This is a genomic window from Kitasatospora sp. NPDC093102, assembly GCF_040683915.1.
In the GTDB taxonomy this organism is placed as follows: Bacteria; Actinomycetota; Actinomycetes; order Streptomycetales; family Streptomycetaceae; genus Kitasatospora.
Genome location: NZ_JBFBFA010000011.1, coordinates 62,985 through 79,814, shown reverse-complemented (window position 1 = coordinate 79,814; position 16,830 = coordinate 62,985). Strand labels below are relative to the sequence as shown.

Genomic DNA, 16,830 nt, shown 5'->3' with positions numbered 1-16,830 from the left:
CGCCTCGCCGGTGGAGGTCAGGGTGCCCGGGCGATCAGGACGGGCTGGAAGAAACCGGTGTCGGCGGGCTGCTCCCAGCGGATGTCGGTCAGGCTCGCCCCGGTGGCGAAGTCGCTCAGCTGGTCCTGGGTGAGTGCCCAGTAGGTGGAGCGGCGGACGGCGACCTGCCACTGACCGGAGTCGTCCGGCAGGAGCCGGAAGAGTTCCAGGTCGTACCGCTCGCCGTTGTCGTGCCACTTCCAGAGCTGGAAGAGGACCGACCGTCGACCGCCGTGCTCGGCGGTCTGCGGCGGAGTGGAGCCGGGCCGGGTGCGGCGCAGCTCGTCGTACGGGCGCGTGGTGATCAGCAGCAGTCCGCCCGGGCGCAGGACCCGCCGCATCTCACCGAGCGCGGCGCGCACGTCCGATGCCGTGAGCAGGTGGGGCAGCGCGTTGTCGGCGCAGACGACGACGTCGAACCGCCCGTCCGGGAAGGGGAGTTCCCGCATGTCGGCGGCGGCGGTGGGCAGGCGGAGGCCGCGCTCGGCGGCCTCGGCGGTGGCGCGGGCGGCGGAGACCGGGCTGAGGTCGGTGCCGGTGACGTCGTGGCCGAGGGAGGCCAGGCCGATCGCCTGGGTACCGATGCCGCAGGCGCAGTCCAGCACCTCGGCGGGGCCGTCGCCGAGGCCCGCGCGGATCAGGGAGTCCAGCGCGGCGCCCTGGCGGGCGAGCGAGGCGTTCCAGTCGGCGTAGAGGAGGTGGTAGTCGTCGGCGAAGTCGTCGTAGAAACGGCCGAGGGCGGACTGGGCCATGGTGTCAGGGTCTCCACAGGGGCGTTGGGGTGAGCGGCAGTCGGGAGGCGTCGGGGCAGGCGGGGAACGGGCGGGAGAAGCGTTCTGGGCACAACGCCCGGGCCGGGTCACGGCAGTGACGATGGAAAGGCCGTGGGCACGGCGCCCGGGCCCGGTCGCGGCACCGCGCCGAGCGGGACGCGGGGACCGGATCGTTCGCCATGGCGCTATCCTCGCCCGGGCGTACCGGCGCGGAGTACCGGTTTTCGGGACCACCGAGGGGGAGGACACATGGCGCGGAGCCGGACCTCGATCTGACGATCGCTGTGCTGTGCCGCCACGTACGGCGGGCCGCGGCCGAACGGGCCTGCGGCCGGCTAGACCCCACGGACTTCCAGGACGCGCATCTGCGTCTGCGCAGCCCCCGCGCGTACGGATTCCCGGCCGGGCACGACGGCGACCTCGTCCACATCCGCGAGTCCGACGACCCCACCACCGTCATCACCACCACGTGCACCAAGCTCCACGCCTGGATCCAAGGCGCCAAGGCCGGCGAGTTCGACCACCTCACCGCCTGACCGATTCATCCTCGCGCCCCGGTGGTCGGCCGGGGCGCGAGGACGCCACCCCGCCCTCTCGCGGCAACACGCGACACGTCATGCGCGAACTCGCCAGCCCCACCCCCCTCTCCCAGCCAGGTGACCCCAACACCTGTCGCGCGCGGTCGGCGATCCGACCATCGCCCCACGTCAGAGCGGCCAGTGGACACCCCTCGGTCAACGGTCCATCCGCCCGACCCCGGAACCACTCGCGACACACCAGAACAACGCGCCCCACGCCTCGCCGAAAGTTCGGATGGAAATGACCGAGAACAAGTCAAGTCAAGGTCTGTTCGATTGACCCCCGCAAAGGCCATATGAATACTGATCGAGCACGACGCAACCGAAACTCGTTGCGAAGCGGACTCCGATTCGACATTTCATCCGACTGAGGAGAATCCATGATCTCGAAAGCGAAGAAGGTCGTGAGCTCGATGGCCATGGCCTTCGCCGCGGCGGCCACGCTCACCGTGGCCGTGCCGTCCGGCAACGCCTTCGCCATCGACCACGTCCAGTGTGACGGGAGCCGCAATGACTTCCTGAAGATCTGGTCGCACCTCGACGGCCGTGACAGCGTCGACTGCTACGCGAACGGGGGGACGATCGGCTTCGGCGGGTGGTGGGTCGACCGGATCTCCACGGGGAACAACGACCTGGTCTACTCCGACGCCAACGGCGACTCGGTGAGGATCAACCGCTGGACCGACATCACGTTCCCGAACCGCCCGCCGAAGGTCAACTCCATCCAGATCCTCTGACGAACCGGCGGAGCAGGTCCTGATCGGAAATTTGCCCGCCGCATCACCGAAATTTCCCGCGCCACTTCGGTCGCCATCGAATTTTCCGTGACCTGAATTCGCTCCGCTCCGGCTCACCGGCGCCGGCCACGCCCTCCAGGGGGTGGCCGGCGTGGCCCATCCATTCCGCCACGTCCGTGATCGGTATGCCGTTGCCCAGGCAGTTCGACGCGAAGAAGTGACGGAGTCCGTAGAGCACCATCCCCTCTGGGATGTCGGCGAGGCCGGACTTCTTGATCCTCCGCCATCGTCAACCCGATGACGCTGTCAGGCGTGCAGGTCGCCGTCGATGACGGTGATCGCGCTGCCGGTGAGCAGGGTGCGTTCGCCGCGCAGCCGGGTGCGGACGAGGCCGGTACGCGTGCCGCCCTGGAGACCGGTCAGGTCGTCGCGCCCGAGGCGGGCGGACCAGTAGGGGGCGAGCGCGGTGTGGGCGCTCCCGGTGACCGGGTCCTCGTCGATGCCGATGGCGGGGAAGAAGCAGCGCGAGACGAACTGGTAGGTGCCGTCGGGGTTGTCCGCGACGGCGGTCGCGACGATCCCCCGGTCGCGGAGGGCGGGCGTGGTCAGGGCCGCGAGGTCCGGGGAGAGGTTTCGAACGGTCGTCTCGTCGGCGAGTTCGACCACCAGGTCGCCGATGTCGGCGGAGGTGTCGTGGACGGCGACCGGCTCCGTGCCCAGGGCCCCGGCCAGACCGTCCGGCACCGGAACGGGCGTCAGGAGTGAGGTCGGGAAGTCCAGGGTGATCGTGCCGTCCGGTTCGGCGGTGGTGGCCAGCAGACCGCAGCGGGCGGCGAACCGGACGGTGCCGGCGGTGGCATCGATGGTGTGCAGGACGTGGGCGGCGGCCAGGGTGGCGTGGCCGCAGATGCCGACCTCGGTGGTGGGGGTGAACCAGCGCAGCGCCCAGTCCGCCTCGCCACCCGGCGGGAGGGGGTGAGCGAAGGCGGTCTCCGAGAGGTTGACCTCGGCGGCCACCTGCTGGAGCCACGAGTCCGCAGGAAAGGAGTCGCGGTCGAGGAGCAGGACCCCGGCCGGGTTGCCGGAGAAGGGGCGGTCGGTGAAGGCGTCGACGATTCGAATGCGCATGAGTCGGACCGTACCGACGGAACAATGCGGTCGACCACGGCCAATCCGGGACGAGTGGACTGATCCCGGGGGCCGACGGTCGCCTGGCGATGGCCGGCTGAGGGCCGGCAGTGTTGACGCTGAGTGTCGATCACCAGGCGCCGCCCCTGTGTCAGGCTCCGTCCAGCGCCTCCACCAGCGCCGTCACGAACTCCTTGGGCCGTTCCAACTGAACGCTGTGCCCGGCTCCTTCGACCGCGACCTCGCGCACCCGCCCGCCCGCGGCGGCGTAGCGGTCCAGGACGGCGCGGGTCTGTGCCACCATCGGCTGTGCCGGGCAGGTGTCCGCGCCGGGCCAGCCCGGGACGGCGCCGATGGCCCCCAGGTGGGCCAGGTCGAAGAGCGAGGTGTCGGAGACGATCACGTCGGCCGTGCCGCGGATCCACAGGATCGGCGGCTTCGGCTCGACCAGCTCCAGGTCGTCGATCCGGAAGTGGGTCGGTGCCATCGAGTTGAGCACCCCGCGTTCGCCGGGACCGAAGCCCGGCCAGGCGTCGCTCGCGCGGCTGTCGCCCGGGTAGTGGTCCTCCCCGGTCCGGGTGGTCAGCATTGCGCTCACGTAGTGGTCCGGCTCGGCCAGCGGCTCGCTGACGTAGGCGGTGTTCAGTACCGAGCGCGGCGCGAACGGTGACTCGGCGCCCAGTTCGCCCTCGCGCAGCAGCCGGACGAATTCGGGGGCCGCACCGCCGGCGCCGGAGCCCGCGCCGTCGGGCGAGTTGAGCTGCCCGTCCACCCCGTGGGTGCCGCCGAAGCCGTAGGGGGAGACCGGGTTGACCAGGGTGAGCGAGCGGACCAGCTCCGGGTGGTCGTGCAGCAGTTGCAGCACCACACCGCCGCCCATGCTCCAGCCGACCAGGTGCACCGGTCCGAGTGCCAGCTCCTGGACGTAGGAGAGCAGGTCCTCGCTGTGGTCGCGCAGACCCCGGGTGGCGTCCACCGGCAGCGGCTCGGTGCCGCCGAAGCCGCGCAGGTCGGGTGCCAGCGGGCGGTAGCGGGCGGGGAGTTCGGTCATCGTCGAGTGCCAGAAGACGCCGGAGGAGACGTTGCCGTGCACCAGGACCACGGGTTCCCCGGTGCGGCCCTCGATCTCGGCGTGGTTCACGGTGAGTCGGTCGGTTGCTATCAGTCGATCGGTGATCATCCGGGTGTCCTCAGTTCAGCCAGCCGGCGACCTGCGCGCTTGCCGCGCTGTCCCAGCCGAGTTCCAGGTGGTTGGCGAAGGCGATCAGCGCGGTGCCGCCGACGGTGCCGAAGCCGGTGGTGTCCAGCGCGCTGGACACGAAGACCACGCCGTCGCTGGGACCGCGGTTCTCATTGAAGATCCCGAGGATGTTGGGCGTGCCGCCGGCCAGGAGGTACGCCGTCACCGAGGAGGGCACCCCGGCCTGATGCAGCGGGCCGATCAGCGAGCCGGCGTTGATCGCGGCCTGGATGCCGCCGCCGTCAGTGTAGAAGCCCTGACCGCCGTAGTAGGTCGTGTACCAGTCCTGCTGGGTCTGGTCGACGCCGAACACCGAGTCCCAGCGGGCCAGCATCTGCCGCTGCCCGGGGTAGTTGTCGTAGCCGCTCGCGGAGGTGAAGGAGAACTCCGGGTGCGCGGTGTAGGTCCCGTAGCAGGTCATGTGCAGGTGCGGAGAAGGGGCGTTGATCGCACCGCCGCACTGCGGCCAGATCGAGAAGTCGTGCGCCCACCCGTGCGCGAACGGGTAGTCGTAGCCGCCGTTCGGGCCGCCGAGGGTGATCAGCTTGCGCACGTCGCCCGCGTACGGGCGGCCCCAGGCGGGCTTGACCGAGGACACGTAGGCCCGCGCGGACATCTCGCCCTTGCTCCAGCCCACCACGTCCACCTGCGGGACGCCGAGCTTGGCACGGATCAGCGCGACCGCGTCGCCGACCTCCTGGGCCTGCATCAGGTTGTCGCCCTGCTTGTGCGCGAAGCCGATCGCGAAGACCCGGTAGCCCTGCCCGGCCAGCTTCTGCATCAGCCCGGTGTTCGGGCAGGACGCGGCGCCGCAGCCGTAGCCGCCGGACTCGCCGGGGTTGGCCCAGGCCCGGTCCGGGTTGTCGTTGGCGCCGTGCACCAGCAGCACCGGGACCTGGTGCGCGCCGGTGTTCCAGCCCGGGGCCGAGTAGAGCAGGAAACGGCCGGAGAAGGGTTGCTTGACGCCACCGAAGAAGGTGAGCCGCTGGCCGTCCTGGTTGCCGCGGCCGTCCGGCGGGTACTGCTCCTGCCGGAAGCCGGGGGTGGTGTCGAGGTACCGCTCGACACGGTCCCAGCCGTTGGCGACGCTGCTGTAGGTCGCCTCCAGGGTCAGGTTGGACGGCACCGCGGCGGCGGCCGGCCCCGACGGGACGGCCGCACCGATCAGCGCCAGCACGCCCGCGAGCACCCAGCCCAATCCTCTTCGCCTGCCACGTCCGTTTCTCCACATACCGTGTCCACTCCTCCACACTGAGGTCCAGTGCGTGACACGCTATGGTCGCCGGAGTGCCACCCCTATGGCGATGGCGCATACCTTGGTCATCCCGGTGTGGGTGTCGGCTACCTGGCCAGGGCGCGGGCCCCGACGAAGGCTCTGTCCGCACCGGTGAGCTCGACGTCCTCGTGGAGCGGCCACGGGGTGTGCGGCCCCAGGAGGGCTCGCAGCGGCTGCGCCGGCGTCACCCCTGCGGGCGTGAAGTTCCCTGCAACTGGGAGACGGACGGGATCACCGCACGCTTCGGGCCGTACTGACCTCCACTCTGCGCACCGCGCCGCCGCGCCGCTCGTCGCCCCGCTCAGCCATCGGTCCGCGCCGGGCCGCTCAGCGCGCGGGCGGCGATCCGGTACGACCCGCTGCTCATCCGGCACCATGCCCGTGCCGTACCGCCGAGGGCCCGGTACCAGGCGATGCCGAACGGGAGGGCGATGGCGAACCAGGAGGGGGGCGCCAGCTCGCCGGGCCGTTGGGCGCCCTCGCGTGCCCAGCCGCGGCAGCGCTCGACGCCCCGGCGAGTCCAGCGGGCGCAGCGTTCGGCCCGCCCGGACCATCGGGCCGAGGCGCGCAGCAGGTCGTCGTGTCGTCGGGTGAGCGCGGAGGCGGTGCCACCGAGGCGGGCCATCGGATGCATCCTCTCGTACGGGATCAGCGTCTCGCCGACGCCAGCCGCGCCGCCAGCCCTTCGGGGAGGGCGTCCCGGTTCGCCATGGTGAGCCGGAGAACCTCGACGTCGACGCGGCGCTTGAGGGCGTCGGTGAACGGGCCGTGCTGCGCCTGGACGGTGGCCACGACGTCGACCTCGGCGGCGAACAGGGCCCGGACGGCGTCCTCGAACGGTCGGTACGCCAACTCCATCCGTCCGAGCTCGTCGATGAGCACGAGCGTGCGCGCCGTCCACACCAGGGACGGCAGGGCCAGACGCTCCATGACTCGCAGGTCGACGCCGTACCGCCCGACCCGTGGTGGCCCCGGGAAGTCGACATGGGCGAGCACGGCGTGCTCACCCGACAGCGTTTCCAGCGCGAAGCCGACCCGGGTGCCGTGCGTACGGATCTCCTCCGTGGTGAAGCCGGCGGCCTGCCGGGTCGGCAGCAGCGCCGCGAGGCGGCGGATCGCGGTGGTCTTCCCGCTGCCGGGGCGGCCCTCCAGCAGAATCCTGGTCGGCATCGCGGGCTCCGGACGCGTGGTCGTCGGGCAAGTGGTCCTTTCTCAGCATGGTCCTCCGCGCGCCCGGGCCGCAATGCCGATCACCGTCGTTGCCCGGTTCGGCCTGCCTGATGCCGACCTCCTTCGACGACGACGCCCTGTTCGCCGCGGTCCGCACGGTGGCGTCCGGCCGGTCGAGGCTCGATCCGGCCACCATCCGCAAGCTGATGGAGAGCCTGTGCCGCCACGAGGAGAACGAGACCGACGCCGCGCTCTCCGGGCTCACCCCGCGCGAGCGGGAGATCCTCGCCCTGGTGGGGGAGGGCAGGACGAACCGCCAGATCGGCCAGGAGCTCTACCTCGCCGAGAAGACAGGACCGGGCGGTCGTGCAGCCCTGGCGACTCCTGCCTTGTGGCGGCAGGACCGGAGGGCGGCGGTCCCACCGGCAACGGGGTTTCGGCCACGTCGCGCGGCGATTGGCGCACGAGGCCATCTTGTCGTGGTCACGTCGCAATCGCTTGCATGTCCGCATGGCTCGACGTGACCTCGTACTCCTGACCGATCACGGCTCGACCGAAGGCAGCCGGCAGGTGCTCGCCGCCGCCGCGCGGACGCTGACCGGCCGGGAACCCGTGCACCTGGACGCCCGGCACTTCATGGCCGGAGGCAACGGCCTGATCGAGGCCGACGACTCGGGCGGGTTCCGGTTGGAAGCGGGCGGCCGGACGGTGACCGCCGACACGGTGATCGTCTACGAGATCCCGCCACACCGACGCCGCGCCTTCGAGGACTGTCAGCGTCGGCTGCGCGGATGCGGAGCCCGCTCGCTCGGCACCGACGCCGAGGCGTGGCGGGCGGCCACCGAGAAGGACATCACCGTCGCCCGCTTCGTCAGGGACGGCGTGCCGCACATGCCCAGCATCGTGCTCTCCGAGCCGAGCCCGGAGGCCGCCGCCGAGGCCTTCGCGGAACTCGGCGGCGACGTCTGGGCCCGGCCCTGCATCGGGATGGGCGGCGACGACGTCTTCCACATCACCACCCGCGGCCAGCTCGACGCCGCTGCGCGGCACTACGCGCGGGTGGGGACGGACTGGCTGATCGCCCGCGACGCCCGGAACCTCCTCCCGGACGGACGCCGCCACCAGTACCGGGTGGTGGTGCTGCACGGGCGCGTGGTCCGGGCGGTCGAACACGTCCAGGCGGACCCGGACGCGCCCTGCAACGAGAGCCGGGGCGCCGTCTCCACCCTGCTCGACTACACCGAACTGCCGGACGGGCTCGCGGAGACGGCCATCGCGGCGGCCGCGTCCCTGGGGCTCGACCTCGCCGGCGTCGACCTCGCCGCCGAGAGCGGCGGGGTGGTCTTCGAGGTCAACGTCCACCCCGCCTTCGGCCGCCGCGGCCTGGAACAGGTGGCGCTGCCGTACGTCGCCGCGCACCTCGCCGAGTAGCATCCGCAGCGCCCCGGCAGCGCCCCGGCAGCGCCCCGGCAGCGCCGGGGGCTGCCCCGGAGCGCCCCCGGCCGCCCCGGTGGCGACCCCGGCCCCCTCAGTCCCGCAGGACCGACGCGAGCACCGAAGGCCGGAACAGCAGCGTCGGCGGCTGCACCAGCGCCATCACCTCGTGGAACGCCTCGGTGACCGCCGGGTCCCGGGTGCTGGCGGCCAGGACCTTGTCGAAGAAGCGGTGCTGGAGCCCGATCAGGGTGCCGGAGGGTGCACCGGTGGTGGCGCCGAAGCGGGCGTCCTCGGCGCAGGAGATCATCCACGGAAGCTTGGACGCCGCCGCCACGGCGCGCCGCGCGGCCCGCGCCGTGGCAGGCCCGATGCCGCCGTGCCGCTTCGCGGTGCGACGCAGTTCCCGGGCACAGAACAGGGCGACGGTCACACCCTGTCCGTACACCGGGTTGAAGGTGCTCGCGGCGTCGCCGACCACCACCAGGCCGTCCGGGCCGCCGCGGTCGTAGCGTCGGCGCACGCCCGGGCCGGGGAGGAAGCCGCGCACCCCGCCCGCCGGTTCGGCGTCCCGCAGCACCTCGCGCAGGAGCGGGTCGCGCAGCAGGCCCAGGTGCTCCGCGAACCCCTTCTCGCCGGCCGTTGGTTCGGCGCCGCGCATCCCGGCGAGGCTGACGATCCAGCGGTCGCCCTCGACCGGCAGCAACACGCCCATCCGTTGCGCGTCCGGCGCCTTGGTCTGGAGGTAGACCGCCTGGTCGCCGAGCTCGGATCCGGCCGGGCGGCGGAACATCCGGGAGGCGTACGCGACGCCGGCGTCGACCCGCTCCTCGGGCACCGGCGGGCAGCCCAGCTCGGCGAGCCACTTCGGCACGGAGGTTGAGCGGCCCGTCGCGTCCACCACCAACTCGGCCGGTATCTCACGGACTTCGCTGCGCTCCGGGCCGCGCTCGCGGACCTTCACCCCGGTCACCGCGGTCGCCGAGCCGAGCAGCCCGACCGCGTCCGTCCCCTCCAGGAACTCGATCGCGGGATGGGCGCGGACCCTGTCCAGCACGAACGCGTCCAGCAGCGGCCGGGTGCAGGAGAGGAAGCCCGTCCGCGCCGGGTACTCGGCCAGCCACCCGGCGGAGCTGAGCCACCTGACGTCCGAGGCGGCCACCCGCCGCGCGCCCGCGGCGATCAGCTCCTGGTTGATGCCCGGCATCATCTCCTCCAGCAGCCGGTGCCCGGCCTCCAGCACCAGGTGCGCGTGCCGGCCCTGCGGCACCCCGGCCCGGAACTCCGCCCCCGCCGGGTACCGGTCCCGTTCCACCACGACGATCCGCTCGGCGAACCCCCGCAACGCCCATGCGGCCGCCAACCCTGCGAGCCCGCCGCCGATCACCACCGCGGTACCCCGCCCCGGGGCCCCGTCCGAAGAAGTCATGGCACGTAGCGTAATGGCGCGATCGCCTCCGCGTGATCACTTCGCTCCGGACGAACACTCGCCGGCAGGAAGGCCGTTGACGTCCCCGGGCGTGGGCATGAGCGCCCCTACTCGTGCCCACGCCCCAGGGCGCCGCCCAGGGTGGCAGTCGGCAGCGGATCGTGCTGGTCGACGCGGAAACCGGGGCACCGGCCGATCTCGGCCAGGAGCGGTCGTGCGGCTGAAGCCGCCCGGACGGGTGTCGGCAGGGCCCCGGTCGAGCCCGGGGCGTGCGGGTACTAGACTCGACGGGGTTGTGCTGGCGCCTCTCCCGGTGCGTGAGCGCGTGGAGGCGAGGAGGTGAGAGCCGTGGAGTGCAGTAGTACGGGCCGAAGTCGGCCCCGCCCCCGGTTGTCCCGCACCACTCGCGGCCCCCGGCACACCTCCTCCCGTACGGCTCCCGCGCGGCACTGATCTCGTCCTCCCGGCGAGGCGCCGCCGGTCACGCCGTGCGCGTGGCGGCCGGCCGGGCGCCTCCGGTCCGCCGTGTCCCGTACGTCGGCCGGGCATCCACTGTGGAGGTCTCCGCCATGTCCGACTGGCGTGTGCGCGCCGTGCGCGCGAGCAAGCGTCCGTTCTCCCGTTCCGTCGTCCGGCCGGTGGACTCCCAGCCGGCGCCCGAGCACTCGATGGACCCGCGCCCGGACCAGCCCGTGGAGCCGGTGACGCTGGAACGTTCCGTCGTGGACGCGGCGGTCTACCGGGACGGTCTCCGGATAGAGGCGCCCACCGACCTCGCCGACATCTACCGCAAGCTGCCCGACCGGCCCGGCACGATGGCCTGGATCGGCCTCTTCCGCCCCGCCGAGGCGCAGCTGCTGGAGGCCGCCGACCGGTTCGACCTGCACGAGCTGGCCGTCGAGGACGCCATCGTCGCCCACCAGCGGCCGAAGCTGGAGCGCTACGGCGACACCCTGTTCGTGGTGCTGCGCGCCGCCCGGTACCTGGACGAGGCGGAGGAGGTCGACTTCGGCGAGATCCACCTCTTCGTCGGCCCCGACTTCGTGCTCACCGTCCGCCACTCCCAGGCCCCCGACCTGTCGGCGGTGCGCCGCCGTCTGGAGGGCGACCCGGAGCTGCTGGCGCTCGGCCCGGAGGCGGTGCTGTACGCGGTGCTGGACGCCGTGGTGGACGGCTACGCGCCGGTGATCGCCGGCCTCCAGCACGACATCGACGAGATCGAGACCGAGGTGTTCGGCGGCGACCCGCAGGTCTCCCGCCGCATCTACGAGCTGTCCCGCGAGGTGATCGAGTTCCAGCGGGCCACCCGCCCGCTGTTGGAGATCATGAGGAGCCTGGAGGCGGGCTTCGGCAAGTACGGCACCGACGAGGAGCTCCAGCGCTACCTGCGCGACGTCGCCGACCACGCCACCTACGCCGCCGAGCGGGTGGACGGCTTCCGGCAGATGCTCCAGAACATCCTGACCGTCAACGCGACGCTGGTCTCGCAGCGGCAGAACGAGGAGATGAAGCAGCTCGCCGAGGCGGGGCACGCGCAGAACGACGAGATCAAGAAGATCTCCTCCTGGGCGGCCATCCTCTTCGCGCCGACACTGATCGGCACGGTGTACGGGATGAACTTCGAGGAGATGCCGGAGCTCAGGTGGGCTTTCGGCTACCCGTTCGCGGTCGGGCTGATGGCACTGGTGTGTGCGGGGCTGTACCTGGTGTTCAAGAAGCGGGACTGGCTGTAGGCCGGGCCCCGGAGGGCCGACTTCCGGGCGGCCGCGTGCGTACCGGCAGGCGGGCCGCCAGGCGGTCCCCGTTCCTCACCGGACGGTGACGACTCGGGGGAAGGACCGGCATCCCTGAGCCGCGGTCAGCCGAGCAGCCGCTCGTACTCGGTGTCCGGGTCCAGCTGGCGCCGGTACTCGACGTGCAGCCGAACGGTGCCGTCCGCGCCGGCCAGGCGGTCGAGCGGGCCGTGGCCGGCCGGGAGCGGACGGGGCTGCGCCCACTGTTGGGCGAGGACCGCCAGCGGGGTGCCGTCGGCGCCGCGCACCACCCAGGTGGCGCGGCCGCCTCCGATCAGCGGGAGCCGGGGCCGGGGAAGCCCGAGGGCGGTGAGTGCCGTCGGGGTGTCCAGGCCGTCGGGGAGCGTGACGGTCTCGGCGTGGGGGGCGTCGGCGTCGTCGCCGGCCGCGACGCTGTCCCGGGTGAGGAGGATGAGCATGACGGGAGGATAGGCCCGGCCCGTGGGCGCGCCCGGGCGGCCGTGACCCGCAGGGGTGACGGCGGGGGCCTCACCCGTGTGCCGGATTGACAACGATGCTTGCCGTAGCGGCAAATGGCAGGCATGGCTGACGAAGAGTTCGAGAACGTCCTCACCACGGTGGGCCCGCGGCTGCGGGCGCTGCGCCGGGAGCGCGGCACCACGCTCGCCGTACTGGCCGCCGCCACCGGCATCTCGCTCAGCACACTGTCCCGGCTGGAGTCCGGGCAGCGCAAGCCGACGCTGGAGCTGTTGCTGCCGCTGGCCCGGGAGTACCGGGTGCCGCTGGACGAACTGGTCGGCGCCCCGGCCACCGGTGACCCGCGGATCCACCCGCGCCCGGTGACCAGGCACGGCCAGACCATCGTCCCGCTCACCCGTCATCTGGGCGGGCTGCACGCCTACAAGCACATCGTGCCGCCGGGCCGGAACACCGGGCCCGAACTGGAACTGAAGGTCCACGAGGGGTACGAGTGGCTGTACGTGCTGTCCGGACGGCTGCGGCTGGTGCTCGGCGCGCACGATTTGGTGCTGACAGCCGGTGAGGCCGCCGAGTTCGACACCCGAACGCCGCACGCCTTCGGCAACGCGGGCCCGCAGGCGGTGGAGTTCCTCAGCCTGTTCGGACCGCAGGGCGAGCGCATCCACGTCAGGGCGCGGCCGGGAACCTCTGTTCGGTAGGTTCGTTCCTGACAGGGGGTCTTCGTTCCGGCTCCCGCCAGGCCGTCGGGAGGGGCCGAGGAAATGAGTGTGCAGCAGAGCACGGAGTCCGGCGAGAGTGACGGAGCCGGGGAGCGCGAGGAGGCCGGGGACGGCCGGGCGCAGTCGGGTACGGGCACCGCGGTGACGGAGGCCGCGGGTGCGGGCGCCGGTGCTCCCGGCAAGACCGGCGAGGAGGCCGAGCGCCCCCGGAAGAAGCGCCCGTTCTGGCAGGAGCTACCGATCCTGCTGGTGATCGCGCTGGTGCTCTCGCTCGGCATCAAGACCTTCTTCGTGCAGGCCTTCTCCATCCCCTCCGGCTCGATGGAGCAGACCCTCGCGATCGGCGACCGCGTGCTGGTCGACAAGTTCACCCCGTGGTTCGGCGCCGAGCCCGAGCGTGGCGAGGTGGTGGTGTTCCGCGATCCGGGCGGCTGGCTGGAGGGCACCCCGACGACCACCGGTGGCTCCGTGATGGGCACCGTCCAGAAGGCGCTCAGCACCGTCGGGCTGATGCCCTCGGCGGACGAGAAGGACCTGATCAAGCGGGTGATCGCGGTCGGCGGGGACACCGTCGTCTGCGAGGCGGGCGCGCCGCTGAAGGTGAACGGCGTCGCGCTGGACGAGCCGTACCTGTTCCCCGGCTCGACACCCTGCGACAACGACCCGGTCGGCACCGTCACCGTGCCCAAGGGAAAGCTGTGGGTGATGGGCGACCACCGCAACAACTCGCGGGACTCCCGCTGGCACCACAACGAGAGCGGCGACGGCTTCGTGCCGGTGGACAACGTGGTCGGCCGGGCCTTCGTGGTCGCCTGGCCGGTGTCCGACTGGTCCACGCTGCCGGTCCCGGACACCTTCGACAAGGTGCCGGCCGGGGCGGCGGGCGCGGCCGGTGCACCGTTCGAGGCGCCGCCTGCGCCGGCGTCCGCCGCACTGGCCGGGATCGTGCCGCTCGCCCTGTGGCAGCGGCGGCGGTCGGCGCGCGAGGAGTCGGTGCGCACGGCATCGGCGTACAAGGCCCGGACGCGGCAGGACCGCTGAGGCCGGTTCACCCCCGCACTCCGACGGACCGGCCCGGTTCGATCGTCTTCGATGGAACTCCTCCCGCTGAACTCTACACGCCTGTAGAGTTCAGGAGGTGAGCTGCACCCCCGGCCGCCCGGTCGCCCCGAGCGGGCGGCCGGGCGGCCGGATCCGGAGTCGGGAGGCGGAGCCGTGATGGAGAGTCAGTGCAGTCCCGAGGGCGCCGGAGGTCCGGCGGGAACGGAACCGGCGGACCGGGACGTCCAGTGGGTCTACCAGCCGGTCGAGGTGGACCTGGGGGACGGCGCCTGGGCGCTCGGCCGGATCAGCGGATGGTGGCAGGATGCCGCCGGGCAGCGCTGGTGCCGGCTGCGGATCGGCCGCAGCGGACAGCCCGCGCTCTGGCAGCGGTTCGACCCGTCGCGGGTGCTGCTGTTGCCGGTCTCGGGGCTCTGATCCGGTCGGTCGCGGTTTCTTGGCGGAACCGTTCAGCGGGCCCTATCGTCCCTGGGAGCGACCGCTGACAGGCCACTTAGCGACCGGGGACGACGTGACTTCGGAGATTTACTTCAGCAGCAACCATCGCGACCTGTGCGAGCAGCACGGCACCGGCGCGGGTTTCCAGTTCGAGTTCTACTGCTACCGCTGCTCGGACACCTGGCGTTCGCCGTTCGAGCCGTTCCGGACCGGTCAGATGGCCGGCTGGATAGGCAAGGGCGTCAGCGCGGCCTGGAACCTCATCGGCGGCAACGCCAACACCATCAGCAACGCCGCCGACGGACTGGCGGGCCAGACCTGGGGCACCTCGCGGGACGCCGCGTTCCAGCGCGCGATCGCCAACGCCCAGACGCACTTCAACCGCTGCGCCCGGTGCACCCACTACGTCTGCGGCCAGTGCTTCAACCCGGCCCAGGGCCTCTGCCACAACTGCGCCCCGGACACCGCGGCCGAGGCGGTGGCGGCCCAGCACCGCGGCCTCAACGACACGGTCACCGAGCGTGCGTACAAGTCCGGTCAGCAGTCCGGCGCCGAGTTCGACGTCAACGCGCCGCGACAGCTGGTCTGCCCGCAGTGCCACACCGAGACCCACGGCACGCCGTTCTGTCCGGGCTGCGGCTTCCGGCTGGCGCAGCCCGTCCAGTGCACGAGCTGCCACAAGGACGTCCCGGACGGTGCCGCGTTCTGCCCGTCCTGCGGGACGAGGCGCTGACACCGCTCGCCCGCACCGCGGCGGGGCGCCCCCGGAGCCACGGTCCGCAGGCGCCCCGCCGTCGTGCGGGCGGGGTCCGGGTCAGCCGTACGAGAGGTTGGCGCAGGGGTCGTCGTCGGCCGATCGGGCGGCGCCGCTGACGCTGGGGGGCAGCGGGGCCGGGGCGGTGGCGGTACCGCCGGTCGCCGGCGCGGTGGCGCTCGCCGGGTTGGCGGCGGCGAAGTCGTGGCCGAGGACGACGCTGACGCCCCGGCCGCCGGGCTGCACGGTCGCACCGGGGAAGAGCCTGGCGACCGCCTCGGCGGCGGTGCGCTCGCCGGTGCCGTACTCGACGACGGTGGTGCCGCGCGGCTTGCCGGCCGCGTTGCCGACGCCGGCGACGGTGTAGCCGGCGCCCTTGACGGTCTCCGCGGCCCGGCCGCCGAGCCCGGTCTCACCGGTGCCGTTGAGCACGGAGACCTTCACGTCGGCGGCCTTGGCGGCGGAGGCGGGCGTCGGGTCGGGCACGGCCGTGGCCGGCGGAGTGGCGGCGGGCGTGGTGGTGGGGGCGGCCGGGTCGGCGGTGGCCGGCGCGCTTGCGTCCTGGCCGTCGATGGTGCGGTCGGCCTTGAGCGCTGCCCACAGCTGGTCCACGTCGGGGTGCACCAGGGCGACCCGCGGGCCCTCGTAACGCCAGGGCACGGTCAGGAACTTGATGTCGTGCAGGTCCACGTCCTTGAGCGACATGGCGAAGGACAGCAGCTTGGCGGCCGAGCCGAGGCCGGGGTCGACGGTCAGCGACCGGGTGGCCGCGTCGGCGAGCGGCAGCAGCGTGGTCGGGTCCATGCCGCGGGACTTGACCTCCTTGATGAGGGAGGAGAGGAAGGCCTGCTGGCGCTTGGTGCGGCCGATGTCGGAGCCGTCGCCGATGCCGTGCCGGACCCGGACGTAGTCCAGTGCGGACTGGCCCTCGACCTTCTGCTTGCCCTTGGCGAAGAGCAGCTTCCCCTTGTGGCCGAGGTTGGGGTTGAGGTCCCCCTCGTGGATGTCGGTCGGCAGGCAGACCTCGACGCCGCCGACCGCCGTGGTCATCGAGGCGAAGCCGTTGAAGTCCACCACTATGGTGTGGTCGACGCGGAGGTTGGTCAGCTTCTCGACGGCGTTCTGGGTGCAGGCCGGGTTGCCCTGGTCGCTGTCGCCGACCGAGAAGGCGCTGTTGAACATCGCATTGGTCTGCTCCTTGGTCCACTTGCCGTTGGGGAGCTTGCACGGCGGGAGGGTGACCAGGGAGTCGCGGGGGATGGAGATGCCGACGGCGTGCTTGTGGTCGGCGTAGACGTGCAGCAGGATCGCGGTGTCCGAGCGGGCTCCGCCGTCCCCGCCGCCGCCCAGGTCGCTGTTGCCGTTGCCGCGGCTGTCCGAGCCGATCAGCAGCACGTTGACCGGGGTGCGGCCCTGGGCGTCCGGCGCCGAGGCCTCCGGCCGGTCCTTGCTGAGGGCGTCGCCGTCGAAGGTGCTGATGTTGCTGTTCAGCCGGTAGTAGAGGGCACCGCCGCCGAGGACGGCGAGGGCGGTGCAGCCGGCGGTCGCCCAGAGCACCTTCTCCTTGGTGCTGCGCTTGGGCTTCCTCTTGGCCCGGCTTGCCGCGCGGCCGTCCGCTATGTCCGTAGGGTCCGGGTTCCTGCCGCTTCTCCGGTCGGCGGCCCGGCGCCCGCCCGCCCGGTGCGGCGAATTCTCGGCTTCGGGGGAACCCTTGCGGCCAGACACGTCGTCATCCTCCACAGTTGCCACGCGAGCCCCCGGCGAAGCGGTGGGCTCGCGTGGCCCGGGGCCGGGGCCGATCCGGGCAGGGCCCGCGCTA

17 protein-coding genes and 2 pseudogenes are annotated in these 16,830 nt (G+C 72.4%); 9 read left to right on the top strand and 10 right to left on the bottom strand.

What is annotated here, in order from left to right:
• Positions 1-17: 17 nt before the first annotated feature.
• Positions 18-791, bottom strand: a complete 774-nt coding sequence (locus tag AB0O11_RS17815) for a class I SAM-dependent methyltransferase (RefSeq protein WP_363387293.1) — start codon at positions 789-791, stop codon at positions 18-20.
• 305 nt (positions 792-1,096) lie between these two features.
• On the opposite strand from AB0O11_RS17815, the gene AB0O11_RS17810 reads away from it, so the two are divergent.
• Together AB0O11_RS17810 and AB0O11_RS17805 are read left to right on the top strand one after the other, a co-directional pair.
• Positions 1,097-1,348 (top strand): hypothetical protein, encoded by a 252-nt coding sequence (locus AB0O11_RS17810; RefSeq protein ID WP_363387290.1) that lies wholly within the window; start codon positions 1,097-1,099, stop codon positions 1,346-1,348.
• Between the two features lie 422 nt (positions 1,349-1,770).
• Positions 1,771-2,127 (top strand): beta/gamma crystallin domain-containing protein, encoded by a 357-nt coding sequence (locus tag AB0O11_RS17805; protein WP_363387287.1) that lies wholly within the window; start codon positions 1,771-1,773, stop codon positions 2,125-2,127.
• A 151-nt stretch (positions 2,128-2,278) separates the two neighbouring features.
• On the opposite strand, the pseudogene AB0O11_RS17800 reads toward AB0O11_RS17805, so the two are convergent.
• The 6 genes and pseudogenes from AB0O11_RS17800 to AB0O11_RS17775 form a co-directional block, all read right to left on the bottom strand.
• Positions 2,279-2,413: pseudogene (locus AB0O11_RS17800) on the bottom strand (site-specific integrase); the annotation flags it as partial.
• Positions 2,414-2,433: 20 nt separating this feature from the next.
• The gene (locus AB0O11_RS17795) at positions 2,434-3,255 is read right to left on the bottom strand and encodes a PhzF family phenazine biosynthesis protein (protein WP_363387284.1); all 822 of its coding nucleotides are present in this window, start codon (positions 3,253-3,255) and stop codon (positions 2,434-2,436) included.
• Positions 3,256-3,406: 151 nt separating this feature from the next.
• On the bottom strand, positions 3,407-4,435 hold the full coding sequence (locus AB0O11_RS17790) for an alpha/beta hydrolase (RefSeq protein WP_363387282.1): 1,029 nt from the start codon (positions 4,433-4,435) through the stop codon (positions 3,407-3,409).
• Between the two features lie 10 nt (positions 4,436-4,445).
• Positions 4,446-5,684: a lipase gene (locus AB0O11_RS17785; protein WP_363387279.1), complete on the bottom strand. Its 1,239-nt coding sequence runs from the start codon at positions 5,682-5,684 to the stop codon at positions 4,446-4,448.
• A 388-nt stretch (positions 5,685-6,072) separates the two neighbouring features.
• Positions 6,073-6,396, bottom strand: a complete 324-nt coding sequence (locus AB0O11_RS17780; RefSeq protein WP_363387276.1) for a hypothetical protein — start codon at positions 6,394-6,396, stop codon at positions 6,073-6,075.
• A gap of 23 nt (positions 6,397-6,419) precedes the next feature.
• A complete protein-coding gene (locus AB0O11_RS17775; RefSeq protein WP_363387274.1) occupies positions 6,420-6,941 on the bottom strand; it encodes a nucleoside-triphosphatase in 522 nt (173 codons plus the stop codon).
• Positions 6,942-7,030: 89 nt separating this feature from the next.
• Between AB0O11_RS17775 and AB0O11_RS17770 the strand changes: the two are divergent.
• A pseudogene (locus tag AB0O11_RS17770) lies at positions 7,031-7,294 on the top strand (LuxR C-terminal-related transcriptional regulator); the annotation flags it as partial.
• A gap of 157 nt (positions 7,295-7,451) precedes the next feature.
• Positions 7,452-8,372 (top strand): alpha-L-glutamate ligase, encoded by a 921-nt coding sequence (locus AB0O11_RS17765; RefSeq protein ID WP_363387271.1) that lies wholly within the window; start codon positions 7,452-7,454, stop codon positions 8,370-8,372.
• Positions 8,373-8,469: 97 nt separating this feature from the next.
• On the opposite strand, the gene AB0O11_RS17760 is transcribed toward AB0O11_RS17765, so the two are convergent.
• The gene (locus AB0O11_RS17760) at positions 8,470-9,804 is read right to left on the bottom strand and encodes an FAD-dependent oxidoreductase (protein ID WP_363387268.1); all 1,335 of its coding nucleotides are present in this window, start codon (positions 9,802-9,804) and stop codon (positions 8,470-8,472) included.
• A gap of 569 nt (positions 9,805-10,373) precedes the next feature.
• On the opposite strand from AB0O11_RS17760, the gene AB0O11_RS17755 reads away from it, so the two are divergent.
• Positions 10,374-11,537, top strand: coding sequence for a magnesium and cobalt transport protein CorA (locus AB0O11_RS17755; RefSeq protein WP_363387266.1), 1,164 nt, complete (start codon positions 10,374-10,376; stop codon positions 11,535-11,537).
• Positions 11,538-11,662: 125 nt separating this feature from the next.
• On the opposite strand, the gene AB0O11_RS17750 is transcribed toward AB0O11_RS17755, so the two are convergent.
• Positions 11,663-12,016, bottom strand: a complete 354-nt coding sequence (locus AB0O11_RS17750; RefSeq protein WP_363387263.1) for a hypothetical protein — start codon at positions 12,014-12,016, stop codon at positions 11,663-11,665.
• A 123-nt stretch (positions 12,017-12,139) separates the two neighbouring features.
• Here AB0O11_RS17750 and AB0O11_RS17745 point away from each other — a divergent pair, with 123 nt between their 5' ends.
• The 4 genes from AB0O11_RS17745 to AB0O11_RS17730 all read left to right on the top strand — a co-directional run bounded on the left by AB0O11_RS17745 (position 12,140) and on the right by AB0O11_RS17730 (position 14,990).
• A complete protein-coding gene (locus tag AB0O11_RS17745; protein WP_363387260.1) occupies positions 12,140-12,736 on the top strand; it encodes an XRE family transcriptional regulator in 597 nt (198 codons plus the stop codon).
• Positions 12,737-12,799: 63 nt separating this feature from the next.
• Positions 12,800-13,798: a signal peptidase I gene (gene lepB, locus AB0O11_RS17740; RefSeq protein ID WP_363387257.1), complete on the top strand. Its 999-nt coding sequence runs from the start codon at positions 12,800-12,802 to the stop codon at positions 13,796-13,798.
• Between the two features lie 174 nt (positions 13,799-13,972).
• On the top strand, positions 13,973-14,236 hold the full coding sequence (locus AB0O11_RS17735; protein ID WP_363387254.1) for a hypothetical protein: 264 nt from the start codon (positions 13,973-13,975) through the stop codon (positions 14,234-14,236).
• A 94-nt stretch (positions 14,237-14,330) separates the two neighbouring features.
• Positions 14,331-14,990, top strand: coding sequence for a zinc ribbon domain-containing protein (locus AB0O11_RS17730; protein ID WP_363387251.1), 660 nt, complete (start codon positions 14,331-14,333; stop codon positions 14,988-14,990).
• Between the two features lie 81 nt (positions 14,991-15,071).
• Here the strand turns inward: AB0O11_RS17730 and AB0O11_RS17725 are convergent, their stop codons facing one another.
• Positions 15,072-16,736, bottom strand: a complete 1,665-nt coding sequence (locus tag AB0O11_RS17725; protein ID WP_363387248.1) for an LCP family protein — start codon at positions 16,734-16,736, stop codon at positions 15,072-15,074.
• Between the last annotated feature and the right edge of the window lie 94 nt (positions 16,737-16,830).

Excerpts from the sequence above, each read along its gene's own strand:
- AB0O11_RS17795 (WP_363387284.1), bottom strand. The coding sequence starts at position 3,255 with ATGCGCATTCGAATCGTCGACGCCTTCACCGACCGCCCCTTCTCCGGC.
- AB0O11_RS17775 (WP_363387274.1), bottom strand. The coding sequence starts at position 6,941 with ATGCCGACCAGGATTCTGCTGGAGGGCCGCCCCGGCAGCGGGAAGACC.
- AB0O11_RS17750 (WP_363387263.1), bottom strand. The coding sequence starts at position 12,016 with ATGCTCATCCTCCTCACCCGGGACAGCGTCGCGGCCGGCGACGACGCC.
- lepB (WP_363387257.1), top strand. The coding sequence starts at position 12,800 with ATGAGTGTGCAGCAGAGCACGGAGTCCGGCGAGAGTGACGGAGCCGGG.
- AB0O11_RS17765 (WP_363387271.1), top strand. The coding sequence starts at position 7,452 with ATGGCTCGACGTGACCTCGTACTCCTGACCGATCACGGCTCGACCGAA.
- AB0O11_RS17790 (WP_363387282.1), bottom strand. The coding sequence starts at position 4,435 with ATGATCACCGATCGACTGATAGCAACCGACCGACTCACCGTGAACCAC.
- AB0O11_RS17745 (WP_363387260.1), top strand. The coding sequence starts at position 12,140 with ATGGCTGACGAAGAGTTCGAGAACGTCCTCACCACGGTGGGCCCGCGG.
- AB0O11_RS17780 (WP_363387276.1), bottom strand. The coding sequence starts at position 6,396 with ATGGCCCGCCTCGGTGGCACCGCCTCCGCGCTCACCCGACGACACGAC.
- AB0O11_RS17805 (WP_363387287.1), top strand. The coding sequence starts at position 1,771 with ATGATCTCGAAAGCGAAGAAGGTCGTGAGCTCGATGGCCATGGCCTTC.
- AB0O11_RS17815 (WP_363387293.1), bottom strand. The coding sequence starts at position 791 with ATGGCCCAGTCCGCCCTCGGCCGTTTCTACGACGACTTCGCCGACGAC.
- AB0O11_RS17760 (WP_363387268.1), bottom strand. The coding sequence starts at position 9,804 with ATGACTTCTTCGGACGGGGCCCCGGGGCGGGGTACCGCGGTGGTGATC.
- AB0O11_RS17755 (WP_363387266.1), top strand. The coding sequence starts at position 10,374 with ATGTCCGACTGGCGTGTGCGCGCCGTGCGCGCGAGCAAGCGTCCGTTC.